Raw genomic sequence first — 18,194 nt, forward strand, 5'->3', positions numbered from 1 at the left:
CGCGCTCACCCACCGATCGCCCGCACCCCCGCCGTCACCACCACGGCCGCCGCGACGACCAGCAGGAACGGTGCACGCAGCACCAGCGCGAGGGCGGCTGCGCCGAGCCCCGCGGCCCGGGCGTCCAGCACGAGCGCGTGCCCGTCGGCGAACGTCTGCTGGGCGGTGAGCGCGGCGAGGAGGGCGACGGGCAGCAGGGCGGCGAGCCGCCGCACGAGCGGCCGCTCCACGGCGCCCGCGGGCACCAGCAGCCCGGCGAGCTTGAAGGCGTAGCAGCCGAGCGCGGTCACGCCGATCGCGATCCACGTGTTCATCGGTCCTCCTGCGATTCGCCCGGTGCATCGGTTCCGTCCCGTCCGGCCGGTGCATCGGTTCCGTTCCGTCCGGCCGGTGCATCGGTTCCGTTCCGTCCGCCCGGTGCATCCGTTCCGTCCCGTCCGCCCGGTGCGTCCTGTCGGGCACGACCGCTGCGCCGGCCCTCGGCGAGCAGGGCGGCCGGCGCCGCCAGCGCCGCCACCAGGACGGGCACACCGGCCGGCAGGACGGGCAGCAGGCCGAGGCCCAGCAGGATCGCGAGGCCCGCGACCGCCCGCTCGGTGGGCGTCTTCAGCATCGGGGCGAGCAGGGCCAGGAAGACGGCGGGCCCAGCCGCGTCCAGGCCCCACGCGTCGGTGTCCCCGACGGCTTTCGCGCCCAACGCGCCGAGCAGCGTGGTGAGGTTCCACAGCAGGTACAGGCTGAGCCCGGTGACGGTGAAACCGATCCGCGCGGCACGCCGGCCCGGCTGGGCCAGGGTCACCGCCGTGGTCTCGTCGATCACCCACTGGGCGGCGAACGGCCGCACCGCGCGCGGGAGGGCCAGCAGGTGCGACAGACGCAGCGCGTAGAAGGCGTTGCGCACCCCCAGGAAGAACGCGCCGGCGGCGGCCGCGAGCGGGTTGCCCCCGGCGGCGAGCGCCCCCACGAGGGCGAACTGGGAGGCGCCGGTGAACACCAGGAGGCTGAGCGCGCAGGTCTGGAGGAGCCCGAGTCCGCTGCCGACCGAGGTCACCCCGAAGGCGAACCCGGACAGGCCGACGGCGACGCCGACGCCCAGGGCGTCCCGTACGACCGCGGCATCGGGCTTTTCAGTGCCGTCGGCGGCCTGGTCCACGAGTGCTGTCTGTTGTGCCACGCCCCGGACGCTACGGCCGGACGTCAGCCCGGGTCTTGTACGTTCTTGCGCTCGCGCTGGTAGGCGCCCGGGGGCACGCCGACGATCCGGGTGAAGTGCCGGTTGAGGTGCGGCTGGTCGGTGAAGCCGACGGCGACGGCGGCCTCGGCGGGTGCCGACCCCGCGTCCAGCAGGAGCCGTGCGCGGCGCACCCGGGTGTCGGTCAGCCAGGTGTGCGGCGGCATGCCATAGGCGTCGCGGAACGCCCGCAGCAGGGCGAACGGGCTGGTCCCGAGGTCGGTGGCGAGGCGCTCCAGGGTCGGCGGCTCGGCCATCCGCTCTTCCAGCACGGCACGCGCGCGTGCGGCAATCCGCGCCCCGGCCGTCCGCGTCGGCCGCCGCGGAAGCGGACCGCCGTTGAGCCGCAGCAGCCTGGTCACGGCCACACGCAGCAGGGTGTCTGCGGCCAATGCGTTGCCCTCCTCCGCGGCACGGAGCACCCGGTGGACCAGACGCACGGTGTACGGATCGTCGAGGACCGGGCTGACGAAGCCGGGCGTGCCGCGGATCGTGGTGGTCTCGGCCGCGATCTCGGCCACCACCTCGGGCGACGGGTAGACCGCGCCGTACCGCCAGCCCTCGGGAACTCCGGCCCGGCCCGTGTGCGGGGTGTCCGGATTGACCAGCGCGAGGGCTCCCGCGCCGGCGGACACGTCGGAGCCGCGGTGGTGGAAGACCTCGACACCGTCGGCGATGGCCGCGATCACGAAGTTCTCGTGGGTGTGCCGGACGAAGGTCTTGCTGATGTAGTGGGCGCGCAGCAGGTCGACGCCTGGCAGCTCCTCGTACCGCCAGTGCCGCGCCCGCTCCGCCGAACCCGCCATACGCCCATTCTCCGCCAGGCCACCTGCCCGCCGCGGGCGCAGGGCCCGTCGCCCGCCTCGGGCAGGACCCGCTGCCCACCGCGGCCCAGGACCACGCCGGTCCCGTTTGCGCAGGTCGGCGTGATTGTCAGTGGCCGGGTGCAGGATGGACGCATGGTCAGCTCCGCACATCGAGCCCTCGACGGCTTCTCCCCCGCGACCCGCGGCTGGTTCACGGGGGCGTTCTCCGCGCCCACCGCGGCCCAGTCGGGCGCGTGGCAGGCCATCCGGGAGGGTTCGGACGTGCTGGTGGTGGCCCCCACCGGCTCGGGCAAGACGCTGGCCTCGTTCCTCGCCGCGCTGGACCAGCTGGCCTCGTCCCCTCCCCCGGCCGACCCGAAGAAGCGCTGCCGGGTGCTGTACGTGTCACCGCTGAAGGCTCTCGCCGTCGACGTCGAGCGAAACCTGCGCAGCCCGCTCACCGGTATCCGCCAGGAGTCCGTGCGCCTGGGTCTGCCCGAGCCCGAGGTGAAGGTGGGCATCCGTTCCGGCGACACCCCGGCCGCCGAGCGGCGCGCTCTGTCCACGCGCCCGCCGGACATCCTGATCACCACCCCCGAGTCGCTGTTCCTGATGCTGACGTCGGCCACGCGGGACGCGCTGACGGGCGTGGAGACGGTGATCCTGGACGAGGTGCACGCGGTCGCGGGCACCAAGCGCGGCGCGCACCTCGCGCTGTCCCTGGAGCGGCTGGACGAGCTGCTGCCGAGGCCGGCCCGCCGGATCGGTCTGTCGGCCACCGTGCGCCCGGTGGACGAGGTGGCCCGCTATCTCTCGCCGCGCCGCAAGGTGGAGATCGTCCAGCCGGACTCCGGCAAGGAGTTCGACCTCTCCGTCGTCGTCCCGGTCGAGGACATGGGCGAGCTGGGCGGCTCCCCGGCGGCGGACGGCAACGAGGGGGCGGAGCGGCCGTCGATCTGGCCGCATGTGGAGGAGCGGATCGCCGACCTGGTCCAGGCGCACCGCTCCACGATCGTGTTCGCCAACTCGCGGCGCCTGGCCGAGCGGCTGTGCAACCGGCTCAACGAGATCGCCTACGAGCGCGCGACCGGCGAGCCCCTGGCGGAGCATCACGCCCCGGCCGAGCTGATGGGCGGCTCGGGCGCGGCACAGGGCGCGCCCCCGGTGATCGCCCGCGCGCACCACGGCTCGGTCTCCAAGGAGCAGCGTGCTCTGGTGGAGGAGGACCTGAAGGCGGGCCGGCTGCCCGCCGTGGTGGCCACGTCCAGCCTGGAGCTGGGTATCGACATGGGTGCCGTCGACCTCGTCGTGCAGGTCGAGTCCCCGCCCTCGGTGGCCTCCGGGCTCCAGCGCGTGGGCCGCGCGGGGCACCAGGTGGGCGCCGTCTCCACCGGCGTGGTCTTTCCCAAGTACCGCGGCGACCTGGTCCAGGCGGCCGTGGTCACCGAGCGGATGCGCACCGGGGCCATCGAGTCCCTGAGGGTCCCCGCGAACCCGCTGGACGTGCTCGCCCAGCAGCTCGTCGCCATGACGGCGCTGGACACCTGGCAGTTCGACGACCTGCTCGCCGCGGTCCGCCGAGCCGCCCCCTTCGCCTCGCTGCCCGAGTCGGCGTTCACGGCGACCCTCGACATGCTCGCCGGCCGCTACCCGTCCGACGCGTTCGCCGAGCTGCGCCCGCGCGTGGTGTGGGACCGCGTGGCCGGCACGATCACCGGCCGGCCGGGCGCCCAGCGCCTCGCCGTCACCTCCGGCGGCACGATCCCCGACCGCGGCCTCTTCGGGGTCTTCCTCGCCGGTTCCGACCCCAAGAAGGGCGGCGGCCGGGTCGGCGAGCTGGACGAGGAGATGGTGTACGAGTCCCGGGTCGGGGACGTCTTCACTCTGGGCACGAGTTCCTGGCGCATCGAGGACATCACGCGCGACCGTGTCCTGGTCTCCCCCGCGCCGGGCGTGCCGGGCCGGCTGCCCTTCTGGAAGGGCGATCAGCTGGGCCGCCCGCTCGAACTGGGGCGCGCGGTGGGCGCGTTCCTGCGCGAGGTCGGCTCGCTGTCCAAGGACGACGCCAGGCTTCGGCTGCTCGCGGCGGGCCTGGACGCGTGGGCGGCGGACAACGTCCTGTCCTACCTGGACGAGCAGCGCGAGGCCTGCGGCCATGTCCCGGACGACCGCACAATCGTGGTCGAGCGCTTCCGCGACGAGCTGGGCGACTGGCGGGTCGTCGTCCACTCCCCCTTCGGCGCCCAGGTCCACGCACCCTGGGCCCTCGCGCTCGGTGCCCGCCTCTCCGAGCGGTACGGCATGGACGCGCAGGTCATGCACGCGGACGACGGCATCGTGCTGCGCCTGCCCGACGCCGGCCTGATGAGCCTGGACCTGCTCGACCAGGAACCCACGAAGGCCGGCACCGAGTACGACAGCGAGCAGGCGCCGGTGGGTGCGGGGGACGTCGCCTTCGACAAGGGCGAGGTCGACCAAGTCGTCACCGACCAGGTCGGCAGCTCCGCCCTGTTCGCCTCCCGGTTCCGCGAATGCGCCGCCCGCGCACTGCTGCTGCCGCGCCGCAACCCCGGCAAGCGCACCCCCTTGTGGCAGCAGCGCCAGCGGGCTGCGCAACTGCTTCAGGTGGCGAGCGAGTTCGGCTCGTTCCCGATCGTCCTGGAAGCGGTCCGCGAGTGCCTCCAGGACGTCTTCGACGTCCCTGGCCTCGTGGAGCTGATGGGCGACATCGAGTCCCGCAAGGTCCGTCTGGTCGAGGTCACCACACCGGAGCCGTCCCCCTTCGCCCGCTCACTCCTCTTCGGGTACGTCGCCCAGTTCCTGTACGAGGGCGACTCCCCGCTCGCCGAGCGGCGCGCGGCCGCGCTGTCCCTGGACTCCCGGCTGCTGGCCGAGCTGCTGGGCCAGGCGGAGCTGCGCGAGCTGCTCGACGCGGAGGTGCTGGCCGAGCTGGAGCGCGAGCTCCAGTGGCTGACGGAGGACCGCCGCGTCAAGGACGTGGAGGGCGTGGCCGACGTCCTGCGCCTGCTCGGCCCGCTGACCGACGCCGAGCTGACCGAGCGGGGCGCCGACCCGCAGTGGGCACGGGAGCTGTCCGCCGCCCGCCGCGCCATCCGGGTCCGCATCGCAGGCGGGGACCACTGGGCGGCCGTCGAGGATGCGGGCCGGCTGCGGGACGCGCTCGGCACGGCGCTGCCGGTCGGCGTCCCAGAGGCCTTCACCGAGCCCGTGAAGGACCCGCTCGGCGACCTCCTCGCGCGCCACGCCCGCACCCACGGCCCGTTCACGTCGGCCACCGCGGCGGCCCGCTTCGGCCTAGGCGTGGCGGTCACCGAGGGCGCCCTGCAGCGGCTCGCCGCGAACGGCCGTGTCGTACAGGGTGAGTTCCATCCTGCGGGCATCGGCCAGGAGTGGTGCGACGCGGCCGTACTGCGTCGGCTGCGCCGTCGCTCCCTGGCCGCGCTGCGGCACGAGCTCGAGCCGGTTCCGCCGGCCGCGCTTGCGCAGTTCCTGCCGCAGTGGCAGCACATCGGCAAGGGCCACGGGCTGCGGGGGATCGACGGACTGGTGCGCGCCGTCGAGCAGTTGCAGGGTGCCTCCGTGCCGGCCTCCGCGCTGGAGAAGCTGGTCCTGCCCTCCCGGGTGGCGAACTACACGCCGTCGATGCTCGACGAACTCACCGCCGCGGGCGAGGTGGTGTGGGCCGGAGCGGGCGCCCTGCCCGGCAAGGACGGCTGGGTCTCGCTGTATGTGGCGGACGCGGCCCCGCTGCTGCTGCCACCGCCGCACCCCCTGGAGCTGACCGCGCTCCACCGGTCCGTCCTGGACGCCCTCTCCGGCGGCTACGGCCTGTTCTTCCGCCAGATCGCCGACCAGGTGCGTGCCACCACGCACCCCGACGTCACCGACCCCCAACTGGCCGACGCCCTGTGGGACCTGGCCTGGTCGGGACGGCTCACGAACGACACCCTCGCCCCGATGCGCTCCCTGCTGGGCTCGGGGCGTACGGCGGGCTCGACGGCCCACCGCGCCAAGCGCACCGTCCCGCGCGGCCGTTACGGCTCCCTGACGGCTGCCGCCCGGACCGCTTCCCGCACCGGCCCGCCGACGGTGGCCGGCCGCTGGTCCCTGCTCCCGGCGGCGGAACCGGACGCCACGGTGCGCGCGCACGCGCTGGCTCGTACCCTGCTCGACCGGCACGGCGTGGTCACCCGGGGAGCGGTCGCAGCGGAGGGCGTCGAGGGCGGGTTTTCCGCGGTGTACCGCGTGCTGTCGGCGTTCGAGGAGAGCGGACAGGCGAGGCGCGGTTACGTGATCGAGGGCCTCGGCGCCGCACAGTTCGCAATGGACGGGGCGGTCGACCGGCTGCGCGCCGTGTCCAACGCCCGCGACCGGAGCGAGGGCCTGCCCGCGGGTCTCCCGAACGGCTTCGGCAGCGGAGGCGGAAACCCCACGTCCTTCGTCGACGGCGGTCACACCACTCCGAGCGCCTTCGACCAGGCCGACGGCGGATTCGCCCACCCGGGCCTCGACGGCGACTTCACCTGGCCGCCGGACGACCGCCCGGCCACGCCCGGCGACTTCAGCTGGCCCCCGGAGAACCCGCGCCCGGGCGAGTACGTCTCTCCCCGGGACCTGGCCCCGCCCACCGACCCCTTCGTCTCTCCCGGCTACGGCGGCCCCCGGGGCGGCGGCTCCGCCTCCCCCTACGGCTCACCGGGGACCCGAGGTTTCGGTGACCGTCGTGCGCGCTCGTCGTCCCCCGACCCCCGCGCCGTGGTCCTGGCCGCGGCCGACCCCGCCAACGCCTATGGTGCGGCGCTCCCCTGGCCCGAGCCGCCGACCGGGGCCGGGCACAAGCCGGGCCGCAAGGCGGGCTCGCTGGTCGTGCTGGTGGAGGGCGAGCTGACGCTGTACATGGAGCGCGGCGGCAAGACGCTCCTGGCCTGGCCTTCCGACCCGGATGCCGCGGCCACCGACGACCCACGTCTGCGCACGGCCGCGGAGGCCCTGGCCGCGGCCGCCCGGGCGGGCTCCCTCGGCACGGTCACGGTGGAGCGGGTCAACGGCGCCCAGGCCCTGACCTCCCCCATAGGCACCCTCCTGGAAGCGGCGGGCTTCATCGCCACCCCGCGCGGCCTGCGCCTCAGAGCCTGAACACGGCGGCCTCAGGCACGACGGCCGCATGTCACCCCTGCGTGGCACTCTTGACGCATGCCCGAAGGTGACACGGTCTGGCAGGCCGCGCGGCGGCTGCACGAGGCCCTCGCGGGCAAGGTGCTGACCCGCAGCGACTTCAGGGTGCCGAAGTACGCGACGGTCGATCTCACGGGCCGTACGGTCCTCGGCACGACCCCGCGCGGCAAGCACCTGCTCACCCGCTTCGAGGGCGGTCTGACCCTCCACACGCACCTGCGCATGGAGGGCGCCTGGAAGGTGTACGGCACGGGCGAGCGCTGGCGGGGCGGCCCGGCGCACCAGATCCGCGCCATCCTCGGCACCGCCGATCGCACAGCCGTCGGCTATCGCCTCCAGGTGCTGGAGTTGCTGCGCACCCGCGAGGAGGAGCGGGTCGTCGGCCACCTCGGCCCCGACCTGCTCGGCCCGGACTGGGACCCCGAGCGCGCCCTCGCCAATCTCCTCACGGACCCCGCCCGCCCCCTCGGCGAGGCCCTGCTCGACCAGCGAAATCTCGCCGGCATCGGCAACATCTACAAGAGCGAGCTGTGCTTCCTGCTCGGCGTGACGCCCTGGCTGCCCGTCGGCGCCCTGCCCGCGGACCGCGCCGCCAAGCTGCCCGCCCTCGCCAAGAAGCTCCTGGAGGTCAACCGCGACCGCCCGGTCCGCCAGACCACGGGCCTGCACCGGCAGGACCTCTTCGTGTACGGCCGCGCACCCCGCCCCTGCCTGCGCTGCCGCACGTCGGTCCGGGTGGCCGACCAGGGCGACGGATCCCAGGAGCGCCCCACCTACTGGTGCCCGACCTGCCAGACGGGCCCCGCACCGACGCCGGATGCACCGCAGAAGTGGCGTGAGCGCCAGGCCCGCAGGCCGTCCCCGTCCAACTAATTGACGACCCGTCAGAAACGCTCGTACCGTCGCTGCATGCCCCTCACGGCGTACGACCTCACCGGACGCACCGCGTTCGTCACCGGAGCCGCCGGCGGCATCGGCCGCGCCTCCGCCGTCCTGCTCGCACAGGCGGGAGCCACGGTGCACTGCGCCGACCGGGATCCGGACGGCCTGCACGGCACCGCCAAGCTGGTCGAGGACCGCGGCGGCACGGCCCGTACGCACGTCCTCGACGTCACCGACCGGGCGGGGCTCGGCGAGGCCGTCCGCTCGTGCGGCCGCCTGGACGTGATGGCGGCGATCGCCGGGATCATGCACAGCAGCACGGTCCTCGAGACCCGGGACGAGGACCTCGACCGGGTACTGAACGTCAACTTCAAGGGCGTGCTGTACGCCTGCCAGGAGGCCGCCCGGCTGATGCTCGCCCAAGACACCCGGGGCAGCATCGTCACCATGGCCTCCGGCGCGGTCGACACCGGAGGCCCCGGGCTGCTCTGCTACGGCGCGGCGAAGGCGGCCGTGGTCCAGCTGACGAAGACACTGGCCACCGAGGTCGGCCGGCACGGCATCCGGGTCAACGCGGTCGCCCCGGGCTGGATCCGGACCCCCATGACCGACCGCCACGACCGGGACGCACAGGCGCACACCGAGTCCGTGATGGCTCGCATGTCCCCACTGGGCCGGGTCGGAGAGCCGGACGACGTCGCGCACACGGTGCTGTACCTGGCGTCGGACGCGTCGGCGTTCACGACAGGTCAGATCCTGCGCCCGAACGGGGGCGTGGCGATGCCCTGGTAGCGTCGGCCGCCTGCCATGCAGCCGCCCAGCGCCCCGCTTCGACGGCCCCCACGGCCCGTCCCTTGGGCACACAGTGCACCGGCAGCACGCTCAGCCCCCACCCGCCGATCGCGACGGCGCCTTCGATCACCCCGGAACCCGCCCCCAGGGCGATCCGCAGCACGGCCCACCACCACACCGCCCCCAGTCCGAGAACGGCCCCCCAGCGCAGTATCCGCCCCACCATGGCCGCCACCTCCAGCCGGACGCTAGAACGCCGCATGACCCGCGCGGGAGGCGCACCAAAGGGCTCACCGATGCAACGCAGGCCCACGAGCACTGCCCCAACCCGGTGCCGGGCAACCATCCCGGGCCGACTCTCCTACGCGTTCTCCGCCTGGAACATCCAGTGATGCTTCTCCAGGTCCGCCGTGATCCCGATGAAGATGTCCTGGGACACCGGATCCGGCTCCCCGGTGGCCTCGACCCGCTCCCGCATCCGGGTGATCACCGCGCCGAGGGCGTCCACCATGGCCCGGACCGCGTCCGTGTCCTTGATCCAGCCGGCCGGGGTGGTCGCGATACTGCTGCCGGAGGCCACCGTGGCCGCGCGGCCGTCGGGCGGGACGCCGAGTGCGGACGCCCGCTCGGCCACCGTGTCGGAGTGGGTGCGTGCGGAGGCGACGACCTCGTCGAGCTGGAGGTGGATGGACCGGAAGCGGGGCCCGACGACATTCCAGTGGATCTGCTTGGCGACGAGCGAGAGGTCCACCAGGTCGAGCAGGGCGCCCTGCAGCGCCTCGGACACGGTCTTCAGATCCGCGTCCGGCAACGGGCTCTTCACGACGTACATCCGCTTCCTCCGGTGGTTCGGCGTCGTCACGTTCCTCCACCATGACCGCAGCATCGAACACCGGCAAATGGGCGCAAAAGAGACGAAGGTCACCTGCACGGACAACACGAAAGCCCCGGCAGGGCCCCCAGGTCTCCCTGGGGAACCCCGGCCGGGGCTTCACACGATCGGGTCGCTAGGCCGCGTACGCGGACATCACGCGGCGACCACGTCCACCGCTTCGGCAGGCGCCTTGATGGTCACCCGTTCCGGTGGCACACCGGACACCGACACGGAACCCAGCATCGGACGGACCGGCGTGGGCACAGGCTCGGTGGCCCTGGCGGACTGGGCCAGTTCGGCGAGCGCCAGCTCGTCGCTCACTTCTCGCATCAGTTCCGACATCCGTACGTCCAGCGCGTCGCAGATGGCGGAGAGCAGCTCGGAGGAAGCCTCCTTCTGCCCCCGCTCCACCTCGGAGAGATAGCCGAGTGAGACTCGGGCGGACGAGGAGACTTCGCGCAGAGTACGGCCCTGGCGTTGGCGCTGCCGACGCAGCACGTCACCAAGCAGGCGACGGAGCAGAATCATCGGTGGCTCCCTCCTCGGACCGCGTAGCCGCATCCTTCTCGCCCCACCGTACCGCCTCGCGCCGCGGCCGTGCGGGGAGCGATGTCGTGTTCACTCAGGGCTGCAAACATCAAAACCCCCCGTTCCGTTCCGTATCCTGTGCCCGCTCATTCCCGGTCTGTTCGCCCGCAAGCTCCCTCAGGAGCAGTGCGAGTACGCTCCGTACACTCTCCATACGAATTTCCGTACGGCCGCCGTTCAACCGCAGGGCCTCCACTTTTCCGCCACCGGCAGAACCCGAGCCGGGCGTCAGGGGTCCGTCGACGGCCACGAAGACCGTCCCGACGGGCTTGCCGTCCTGCGGATCGGGCCCGGCGACACCCGTCGTCGCGATGCCCCAGTCGGCTCCCAGGGCCTTGCGCACCCCGGCCGCCATCTGGGCCGCGACCTGCGGATCCACCGCCCCTCGCTCCGCCAGCAGGGTGATGTCGACCGCCAGCAGCTCGTGCTTCAGCTCGGTGGCATAGGCCGTGACCGAGCCGCGGAAGACCTTGGACGCCCCGGGGACGGCTGTGATCTCCGCCGCCACCAGACCACCGGTGAGCGACTCCGCGACGGCGAGGCTCTCGCCCCTCACGGTCAGTAGTCGCACCAGTTCGGTGGCCGCGGAACTCACGCTTCCTTCTCCTCCAACGCTGCCGCGCGCTCGGCGATTCCCCGTCGGCGCAGCACAATGGCCTGTCTCACGTAGTCGAGGCCGGTGACGACCGTGAGGACGACCGCCACAGCCATCACCCAGAACCTCAGGGTGGCCAGCCACCCCGTCAGTGCCAGGACGTACATCCCGACGGCCACGCCCTGGGTGAGCGTCTTGAGCTTGCCGCCCCGGCTCGCAGGGATCACGCCGTAGCGAATGACCAGAAAACGCATCAGTGTGATGCCGAGTTCCCGGCCGAGGATCACGGCCGTCACCCACCACGGGAGATCACCCAGGGCGGACAGACAGATGAGCGCCGCCCCCATGATCGCCTTGTCGGCGATGGGGTCGGCGATCTTCCCGAAGTCCGTGACCAGGTTGTAGGTGCGCGCCAGATGCCCGTCGAACAAGTCGGTGATCATGGCGACGGCGAAGGCCGCCCAGGCGAGCGAGCGCCAGGCCGGGTCGTAGCCACCGCCCGCCAGCATCAGCGCCACGAATCCGGGCACCAGCAGCAGCCGGAGCATCGTCAGCAGATTGGCGACGTTCCACACGCTCGCCTGGTTGACGGCGGCGGCCGTCAACTTCCCGCCGCGGGCGGGCTTCACGTCGTCGGCAGCGGAGCCGGAACCCTCGGCAGCGGAGCCGGAACCCTCGGCAGCGGAGCCGGAAGCAGTACCGGAGACCTCGGAAACAGCGCCGTCGGCAGCGGCGGCGGACCTCCGGGTGCTCTGCGCACCGGAGGAGCCGCCCGCGGCGGATGCCGGGACTCCGGTCATCTGCCCGCCTCCTCACTACACGCGAGCGAGCCCGTCAGCGGCTCGGCAACCAGGTCGACACCTTCCGTACCGACCACCTTCGCCTCGACCATACGTCCGACGCTCAGACCCTCGCCGCTCGTGAGCAGCACCTGGCCGTCCGTTTCCGGGGCCTGGTGCGCGGCACGGCCGTACACACCCTCCTCCTCGTCCACGGACTCCACGAGGACGTGCACGCTCTGGCCGACGCGCTCCTCGGCACGCTGCGAGACGAGTTCCTCGGCGAGCCGGGAGATGTGGGCCAGGCGCTCGGCGACGACGTCCTCGTCGAGCTTGGTGTCGTACGTCGCCGCCTCCGTGCCCTCCTCGTCGGAGTAGCCGAAGACACCGATGGCGTCCAGACGGGCGCCGTTCAGGAACCGCTCCAGCTCGGCCAGGTCCGACTCGCTCTCGCCGGGGAAGCCGACGATGAAGTTGGAGCGCACGCCGGCCTCGGGGGCCTTGCCGCGGATGGTGTCCAGCAGCTCCAGGAAGCGGTCGGTGTCGCCGAAGCGGCGCATGGCGCGCAGCACGTCGGGCGCGGAGTGCTGGAAGGACAGGTCGAAGTAGGGGACGACCTTCGGGGTGGACGTCAGCACGTCGATCAGGCCCGGGCGCATCTCGGCCGGCTGCAGGTAGCTCACCCGCACGCGCTCGATGCCGTCGACCTCGGCCAGATCCGGCAGCAGGGACTCCAGCAGACGGATGTCGCCCAGGTCCTTGCCGTAGGAGGTGTTGTTCTCGGAGACCAGCATGATCTCCTTCACACCCTGCTCGGCCAGCCATCGCGTCTCGTTCAGCACGTCGCTCGGGCGGCGGGAGATGAAGGAGCCACGGAAGGAGGGGATGGCGCAGAAGGAGCAGCGCCGGTCACAGCCGGAGGCGAGCTTCACCGAGGCGACCGGGGAGCCGTCCAGGCGACGGCGCAGGGGCGCGCGCGGGCCGGAGGCGGGCGCGAGCCCCTGCGGCAGGTCGGCCGGGGCGTGGCCGGGCAGCGCGACGGAGGCGGCCGATTCCTGCCGCTCGGCCGGGCTGATCGGCAGCAGCTTGCGGCGGTCGCGGGGGGTGTGGGAGGCGTGGACGCCGCCGGACAGGATGGTCTGCAGGCGGTCGGAGATGTCGGAGTAGTCGTCGAAGCCCAGCACGCCGTCGGCCTCGGGCAGCGCCTCGGCCAGTTCCTTGCCGTACCGCTCGGCCATGCAGCCCACCGCCACGACGGCCTGGGTTCTGCCATGACCCTTGAGGTCGTTCGCCTCCAGCAGGGCGTCGACGGAGTCCTTCTTGGCGGCTTCCACGAAGCCACAGGTGTTGACCACGGCGACATCGGCGTCCCCGGCGTCCTCGACGAGCTGCCAGCCGTCCGCCTCCAAACGGCCTGCGAGCTCCTCCGAGTCCACCTCGTTACGGGCGCAGCCGAGAGTGACTAGTGCGACGGTACGGCGTTCAGGCATGGGCTCAAGACTACTTTGTCTGTCCGACACCCCATGTCGAAGGGGTTGGCCGATCTTGGCCAACCCCTTCGCATCAGCTCCCCCAAGGGCCGCTCATCCGGCCTCGGGGTCGCCCTTCGTATAGGTGAGGCGCTCCACCGCGCCCTTCTGGAAGTTGTCCTCGATCTTCTTGCCGTTGACGTACAGCTGGATCGCGCCGGCGTCGCCGAGGATCAGATTGATCTTGGAGCTGTCCTGGAAGGTCTTGGACGCGCCCTGCTTCAGCAGCCCGTCGAAGAGCATCCGGCCGTTGTGGTCCTTGGCCGAGATCCAGCTGCGCCCGCCCGCCGCGCTGACCTGGACGGTGACCTTGTCCTGCGGCGCGGCCGCGATGGCGCTGTCGGACGCCTCGGACGTCGGCGCAGCGGGCTTGTCCTTCGTGGGTGCGGGCGAGGCGGTCTTGCTGGGGGTGGTGGTGGCGCCCTCGGCGACCTGCGACTTGGCGTCGTTCCCGCTGTGGCCACCCTTGAACGCGGTGAACCCGACGAAGCCGACGACGGCGACGATCGCGGCGACCATGGCCGCGGTCCAGTTGGGCCCGCGGCGCTCGGGGCGGATACGTTCCGCCTCGAACAGGGGCGCGGCCGGGGTGGGCGCGGGGCGCCCGCCGTGCTCGGCGTCGAACTGCGCGATCAGCGATGCGGGGTCGAGGCGTACGGCCCTGGCCAGCGTGCGGATGTGCCCGCGGGCGTAGACGTCACCGCCGCAGGGGGCGAAGTCGTCGGCCTCGATGGCGTGCACGATGGCGATACGGACACGAGTGGCGCTGCTGACGTCGTCGACGGTGAGCCCGGCCGCGATGCGCGCCTGCTTCAGGGCGCGGCCCACGGAGGGACGGGCTTCCTCGGAGACGTCCTGGAAGGGACGCTCGTCTTCAGGGGAGTTGCCGATGGACACGGGGGCGCCTTTCGAGCGTTTAAGCCGCCTGTGCTGGAGGTTCAGTCTAGGGGGGTGCCAAAGGGTGGGGCGACCGGGCGGTGCTATTTGTACGCCATCAGAATGGCCGCTCATCCTGACGGCGGGGCAGGCACGAACCCCAGCATGGGCCTCGCATCTGTCCTCTCGCTCAACTTGACGTACGACAAAGGGAAACGGTTGCCCGCCGCTCTCTAACGGGTGGATCACGACGGTGCCGCCACCCGGCGTAAACCCGACACGCCGGGCAGTTCGCCGTCCTTACCCGTCAGACTCCCCGCGAATCACCGCGAGCACGCCGTCCAGCTCGTCAGCCTTCACAAGAACGTCACGAGCCTTGGATCCCTCGCTGGGCCCGACGATGTTCCGGGACTCCATCAGGTCCATCAGCCGCCCGGCCTTGGCGAAGCCGACGCGCAGCTTGCGCTGGAGCATGGACGTCGACCCGAACTGGGTGGAGACCACCAGCTCGGCCGCCTGGCACAGCAGGTCGAGGTCGTCGCCGATGTCCTCGTCGATCTCCTTCTTCTGCTTGGTGCCCACGGTGACGTCGTCCCGGAAGACGGGCGCCATCTGGTCCTTGCAGTGCTGGACGACGACCGCGACCTCCTCCTCGGTCACGAACGCGCCCTGCATACGCGTCGGTTTGTTCGCGCCCATCGGCAGGAACAGGCCGTCGCCCTTGCCGATCAGCTTCTCGGCGCCGGGCTGGTCGAGGATGACCCGGGAGTCGGCGAGCGAGGAGGTGGCGAAGGCCAGCCGGGAGGGCACGTTGGCCTTGATCAGACCGGTGACCACGTCGACGGACGGGCGCTGGGTGGCGAGCACCAGGTGGATGCCGGCGGCGCGCGCGAGCTGTGTGATGCGCACGATCGAGTCCTCGACGTCCCGCGGGGCGACCATCATCAGGTCGGCCAGCTCGTCCACGATCACCAGCAGGTACGGGTACGGCTGGAGCTCCCGCTCGCTGCCCTCCGGCGTCTTGGCCTTGCCCTCACGGACCGCGCGGTTGAAGTCGTCGATGTGCCGGTAGCCGTATGCCGCGAGGTCGTCGTAGCGCAGGTCCATCTCGCGTACGACCCACTGCAGCGCCTCGGCGGCCCGCTTGGGATTGGTGATGATCGGGGTGATGAGGTGCGGGATGCCCTCGTAGGCGGTCAGCTCGACGCGCTTGGGGTCGACCAGGATCATCCGGACGTCCTCCGGAGTCGCCCGCATCATGACCGAGGTGATCAGACAGTTGATGCACGAGGACTTGCCCGAACCGGTCGCACCGGCGACGAGCATGTGCGGCATCTTCGCCAGCGAGTGCATCACATACCCGCCTTCGACGTCCTTGCCGAAGGCGACCAGCATCGGGTCGTCGTCCTCGGCGGACTCCGCGAGGCGCAGCACATCGCCGAGGTTGACCATCTCGCGGTCGGTGTTCGGGATCTCGATGCCGACCGCGGACTTGCCCGGGATCGGGCTGATGATCCGCACATCCGGGCTGGCCACGGCGTACGCGATGTTCTTGGTCAGCGCGGTGATCCGCTCCACCTTCACGGCGGGGCCGAGCTGGACCTCGTAGCGGGTCACGGTCGGGCCACGGGTGAAGCCGGTGACGTCGGCGTCCACCTTGAACTCGGAGAAGACGTTGCGCAGGGCGTCGACGATCACGTCGTTCGCCGCGCTGCGTGCCTTGCCGGGGCCTCCGCGGGTGAGGAGGTCGAGCGACGGCAGCCCGTAGGTGACGTCGCCGGAGAGCTGGAGCTGCTCCGCGCGCGCGGGCAGGTCGCGGGGCGCGTCGGGTGCCGACTTCGTGAGGTCGGGAACGCTCTCGACCTTCAGCCGCTCCTGCTTGGGGCGGGCGGCCGGAACCGGCGCCGGCGTGGGCAGCGGCGCCGGCGTGGGTACCGGTGTGGTCTCCTCGCGGTCGCCCACGCTCACGCCCTGGGTGAGGTCGGCGACGAGCGGGGACGGCGGCATGCCGTGCAGGACGGCACCGTCGAGCGCGGCCGCGGCGGCCGCCGCGACGTCCACCGCGTCCATCTGCCGCTGCAGATCGGGCTGGGGCACCGCGGAGCGCCTCGGGCGGCCCCGGCGCTGTGACAGGGCTTCTTCCTCGGCGCTTTCGGGGTCGAACGCCTCGGGGGCGCTCCGGCGCCTGCGGGGGCGCGCGGGCAGCGCCTCGCGCCATTGCTCGTCGTAGCGCGCGTCCTCCTCGGAGGGCTCGTGCTCCTCCGGGTCGGGCAGCAGGCCCAGGCGCACGCCGAGCGCGCGCAACCGCTGCGGGATGGCGTTGACCGGGGTGGCGGTCACCACGAGCAGCCCGAAGGTCGTCAGCAGCACCAGCAGCGGTACGGCCAGCACCTCGCTCATGGTGTACGTCAGCGGGGTCGCCGCCCCCCAGCCGATCAGGCCGCCGGCGTCCCTTATGGCCTGCATGCCGTCGCTGCGGGCGGGCGAGCCGCAGGCGATGTGAACCTGGCCGAGCACGCCGATGACGAGCGCGGACAGACCGATCACGATCCGGCCGTTGGCCTCCGGCTGTTCCGGGTGCCGGATGAACCGTACGGCGATCACCGCGAGCAGTATCGGCACCAGCAGGTCGAGCCGGCCGAACGCACCGGTCACCAGGATCTCCACCAGGTCGCCGACGGGCCCGCGCAGATCGGCCCAGGTACCGGCGGCGACGATCAGCGCGATGCCGAACAGCAGCAGTGCGATGCCGTCCTTGCGGTGGGCCGGGTCGAGGTTCTTCGCACCCTGCCCTATGCCCCGGAAGACGGCGCCGACGGCGTGCGCGAGGCCCAGCCAGAGGGCGCGCACGAGCCGGTACACGCCCCCGGTGGGATTCGGTGCCTGCTTGGCCGGCGCTGCCTTCTTCGCCGGAGCCTTCTTCGTCGTGGCCTTCTTGGCAGGCGCCTTCTTGGCCGGGGCCTTCTTCGCGGCGGCCTTCCGCGCCGGAGCGGCCGCCTTTTTCGCGGGCTGCTTCTTGGCTGCGGAGGGACGTGAGGCCATGGGTGTGAGATTACCGGGAGAGACGACGGCGGACACGCGTGCCCACCGCTTCACCCGTTCGTGTCGCCCATGTCGGGGCGCGGAACTGACGCTCGCTCATGGGCAACAGTGCTCCCGGCGGGCGTCAGTTCTGCGTCGGCACCGACGCGGGGCCACTGCCCGTGCCCGGCTCCAGGGCGTCGAGCGCGCGGCGCAACCCCGTGAGTTTGCGTTCCAGATGCGCGGCCGTGGCCACCGCGGCCGCGTCGGCGGACTCGTCGTCCAGTTGCTTGGACAGCGCCTCGGCCTGCTCCTCGACGGCCGCGAGGCGCGCGGACAGCTCGGCGAGCAGTCCGGCCGACTCCTTGCCGCCGACCGCACCCTTGCCGCCGCCCTCCAACTGGAGCCGCAGCAGCGCCGCCTGCTCCCGCAGCTGGCAGTTCTTCATGTACAGCTCGACGAAGACGGACACCTTCGCGCGCAGCACCCATGGGTCGAACGGTTTGGAGATGTAGTCGACCGCGCCCGCCGCGTAGCCCCGGAAGGTGTGGTGGGGGCCGTGATTGATCGCGGTCAGGAAGATGATCGGAATGTCTCGGGTCCGCTCGCGCCGCTTGATGTGCGCGGCGGTCTCGAAACCGTCCATGCCCGGCATCTGGACATCCAGCAGAATGACCGCAAAATCGTCCGTGAGCAGTGCTTTGAGCGCTTCCTCCCCGGACGATGCCCGCACCAGTGTCTGATCGAGCGCAGAGAGGATGGCCTCCAGCGCCAGCAGATTCTCCGGCCGGTCATCGACCAGGAGGATCTTGGCCTTCTGCACCATGGCCCGCCCTCCTCGCCCCGGCGGTACACCGGGCGCCGCCCCAGGGGACGACTCCCTTTCGCCGCCCGTCCTTGTGCCGGTCATCGTAGCCGCACCCCGGCTGTCGCCACACCCTGTCACCGCGATGTCACTGTGCACGCAACGGAAACGCGGCAGGAGTCCGGAAGGTTCCCGGAATCCGGGATTCCTACACGTCCTC

The 18,194-nt window shown here is 72.1% G+C and carries 14 protein-coding genes; 3 read left to right on the forward strand and 11 right to left on the reverse strand.

From position 1 onward, the window contains the following. Positions 1-5: 5 nt before the first annotated feature. The 3 genes from ACIRU3_RS36485 to ACIRU3_RS36495 are packed head-to-tail and all read right to left on the reverse strand — an operon-like array spanning position 6 to position 2,037. Positions 6-314, reverse strand: a complete 309-nt coding sequence (locus ACIRU3_RS36485; protein WP_404065933.1) for an AzlD domain-containing protein — start codon at positions 312-314, stop codon at positions 6-8. Then, on the reverse strand, positions 311-1,174 hold the full coding sequence (locus ACIRU3_RS36490) for an AzlC family ABC transporter permease (protein WP_404065935.1): 864 nt from the start codon (positions 1,172-1,174) through the stop codon (positions 311-313). Before ACIRU3_RS36490 ends, ACIRU3_RS36485 begins: the two co-directional genes overlap by 4 nt. 23 nt (positions 1,175-1,197) lie before the next feature. Next, positions 1,198-2,037, reverse strand: a complete 840-nt coding sequence (locus tag ACIRU3_RS36495) for an AraC family transcriptional regulator (protein ID WP_404065938.1) — start codon at positions 2,035-2,037, stop codon at positions 1,198-1,200. A gap of 153 nt (positions 2,038-2,190) precedes the next feature. On the opposite strand from ACIRU3_RS36495, the gene ACIRU3_RS36500 reads away from it, so the two are divergent. The 3 genes from ACIRU3_RS36500 to ACIRU3_RS36510 are packed head-to-tail and all read left to right on the forward strand — an operon-like array spanning position 2,191 to position 8,907. Continuing rightward, positions 2,191-7,194 (forward strand): ATP-dependent helicase, encoded by a 5,004-nt coding sequence (locus ACIRU3_RS36500; protein WP_404065940.1) that lies wholly within the window; start codon positions 2,191-2,193, stop codon positions 7,192-7,194. Positions 7,195-7,251: 57 nt separating this feature from the next. Further along, entirely contained in the window at positions 7,252-8,106 is an 855-nt protein-coding gene (locus ACIRU3_RS36505; RefSeq protein WP_404065943.1) for an Fpg/Nei family DNA glycosylase, read from the forward strand. Between the two features lie 36 nt (positions 8,107-8,142). Next, complete coding sequence (locus ACIRU3_RS36510) at positions 8,143-8,907, forward strand: SDR family NAD(P)-dependent oxidoreductase (RefSeq protein ID WP_404065945.1); 765 nt, start codon at positions 8,143-8,145, stop codon at positions 8,905-8,907. 361 nt (positions 8,908-9,268) lie between these two features. Here ACIRU3_RS36510 and ACIRU3_RS36515 read toward each other — a convergent pair whose 3' ends face one another. The 8 genes from ACIRU3_RS36515 to ACIRU3_RS36550 form a co-directional block, all read right to left on the reverse strand. Then, on the reverse strand, positions 9,269-9,739 hold the full coding sequence (locus ACIRU3_RS36515; protein WP_404065974.1) for a Dps family protein: 471 nt from the start codon (positions 9,737-9,739) through the stop codon (positions 9,269-9,271). Positions 9,740-9,934: 195 nt separating this feature from the next. After that, complete coding sequence (locus ACIRU3_RS36520) at positions 9,935-10,309, reverse strand: helix-turn-helix domain-containing protein (protein ID WP_404065948.1); 375 nt, start codon at positions 10,307-10,309, stop codon at positions 9,935-9,937. Positions 10,310-10,418: 109 nt separating this feature from the next. After that, positions 10,419-10,964, reverse strand: coding sequence for a CinA family protein (locus tag ACIRU3_RS36525; protein WP_404065951.1), 546 nt, complete (start codon positions 10,962-10,964; stop codon positions 10,419-10,421). After that, complete coding sequence (gene pgsA, locus ACIRU3_RS36530; protein WP_404065953.1) at positions 10,961-11,764, reverse strand: CDP-diacylglycerol--glycerol-3-phosphate 3-phosphatidyltransferase; 804 nt, start codon at positions 11,762-11,764, stop codon at positions 10,961-10,963. Before pgsA ends, ACIRU3_RS36525 begins: the two co-directional genes overlap by 4 nt. Beyond that, complete coding sequence (gene rimO, locus ACIRU3_RS36535; RefSeq protein WP_404065956.1) at positions 11,761-13,233, reverse strand: 30S ribosomal protein S12 methylthiotransferase RimO; 1,473 nt, start codon at positions 13,231-13,233, stop codon at positions 11,761-11,763. The genes pgsA and rimO overlap by 4 nt, the downstream gene beginning before the upstream one ends. Before the next feature lie 93 nt (positions 13,234-13,326). Next, the gene (locus ACIRU3_RS36540; RefSeq protein ID WP_404065959.1) at positions 13,327-14,169 is read right to left on the reverse strand and encodes a helix-turn-helix domain-containing protein; all 843 of its coding nucleotides are present in this window, start codon (positions 14,167-14,169) and stop codon (positions 13,327-13,329) included. A gap of 279 nt (positions 14,170-14,448) precedes the next feature. Beyond that, positions 14,449-17,190 carry a DNA translocase FtsK gene (locus tag ACIRU3_RS36545; RefSeq protein WP_404065962.1) on the reverse strand — a complete coding sequence of 914 codons (2,742 nt, stop codon included), beginning with the start codon at positions 17,188-17,190 and terminating at the stop codon, positions 14,449-14,451. Positions 17,191-17,314: 124 nt separating this feature from the next. Continuing rightward, positions 17,315-17,995 carry a two-component system response regulator gene (locus tag ACIRU3_RS36550; protein ID WP_404065964.1) on the reverse strand — a complete coding sequence of 227 codons (681 nt, stop codon included), beginning with the start codon at positions 17,993-17,995 and terminating at the stop codon, positions 17,315-17,317. Between the last annotated feature and the right edge of the window lie 199 nt (positions 17,996-18,194).

This window comes from Streptomyces sp. NPDC101151 (assembly GCF_044768335.1).
Lineage (GTDB): Bacteria > Actinomycetota > Actinomycetes > Streptomycetales > Streptomycetaceae > Streptomyces.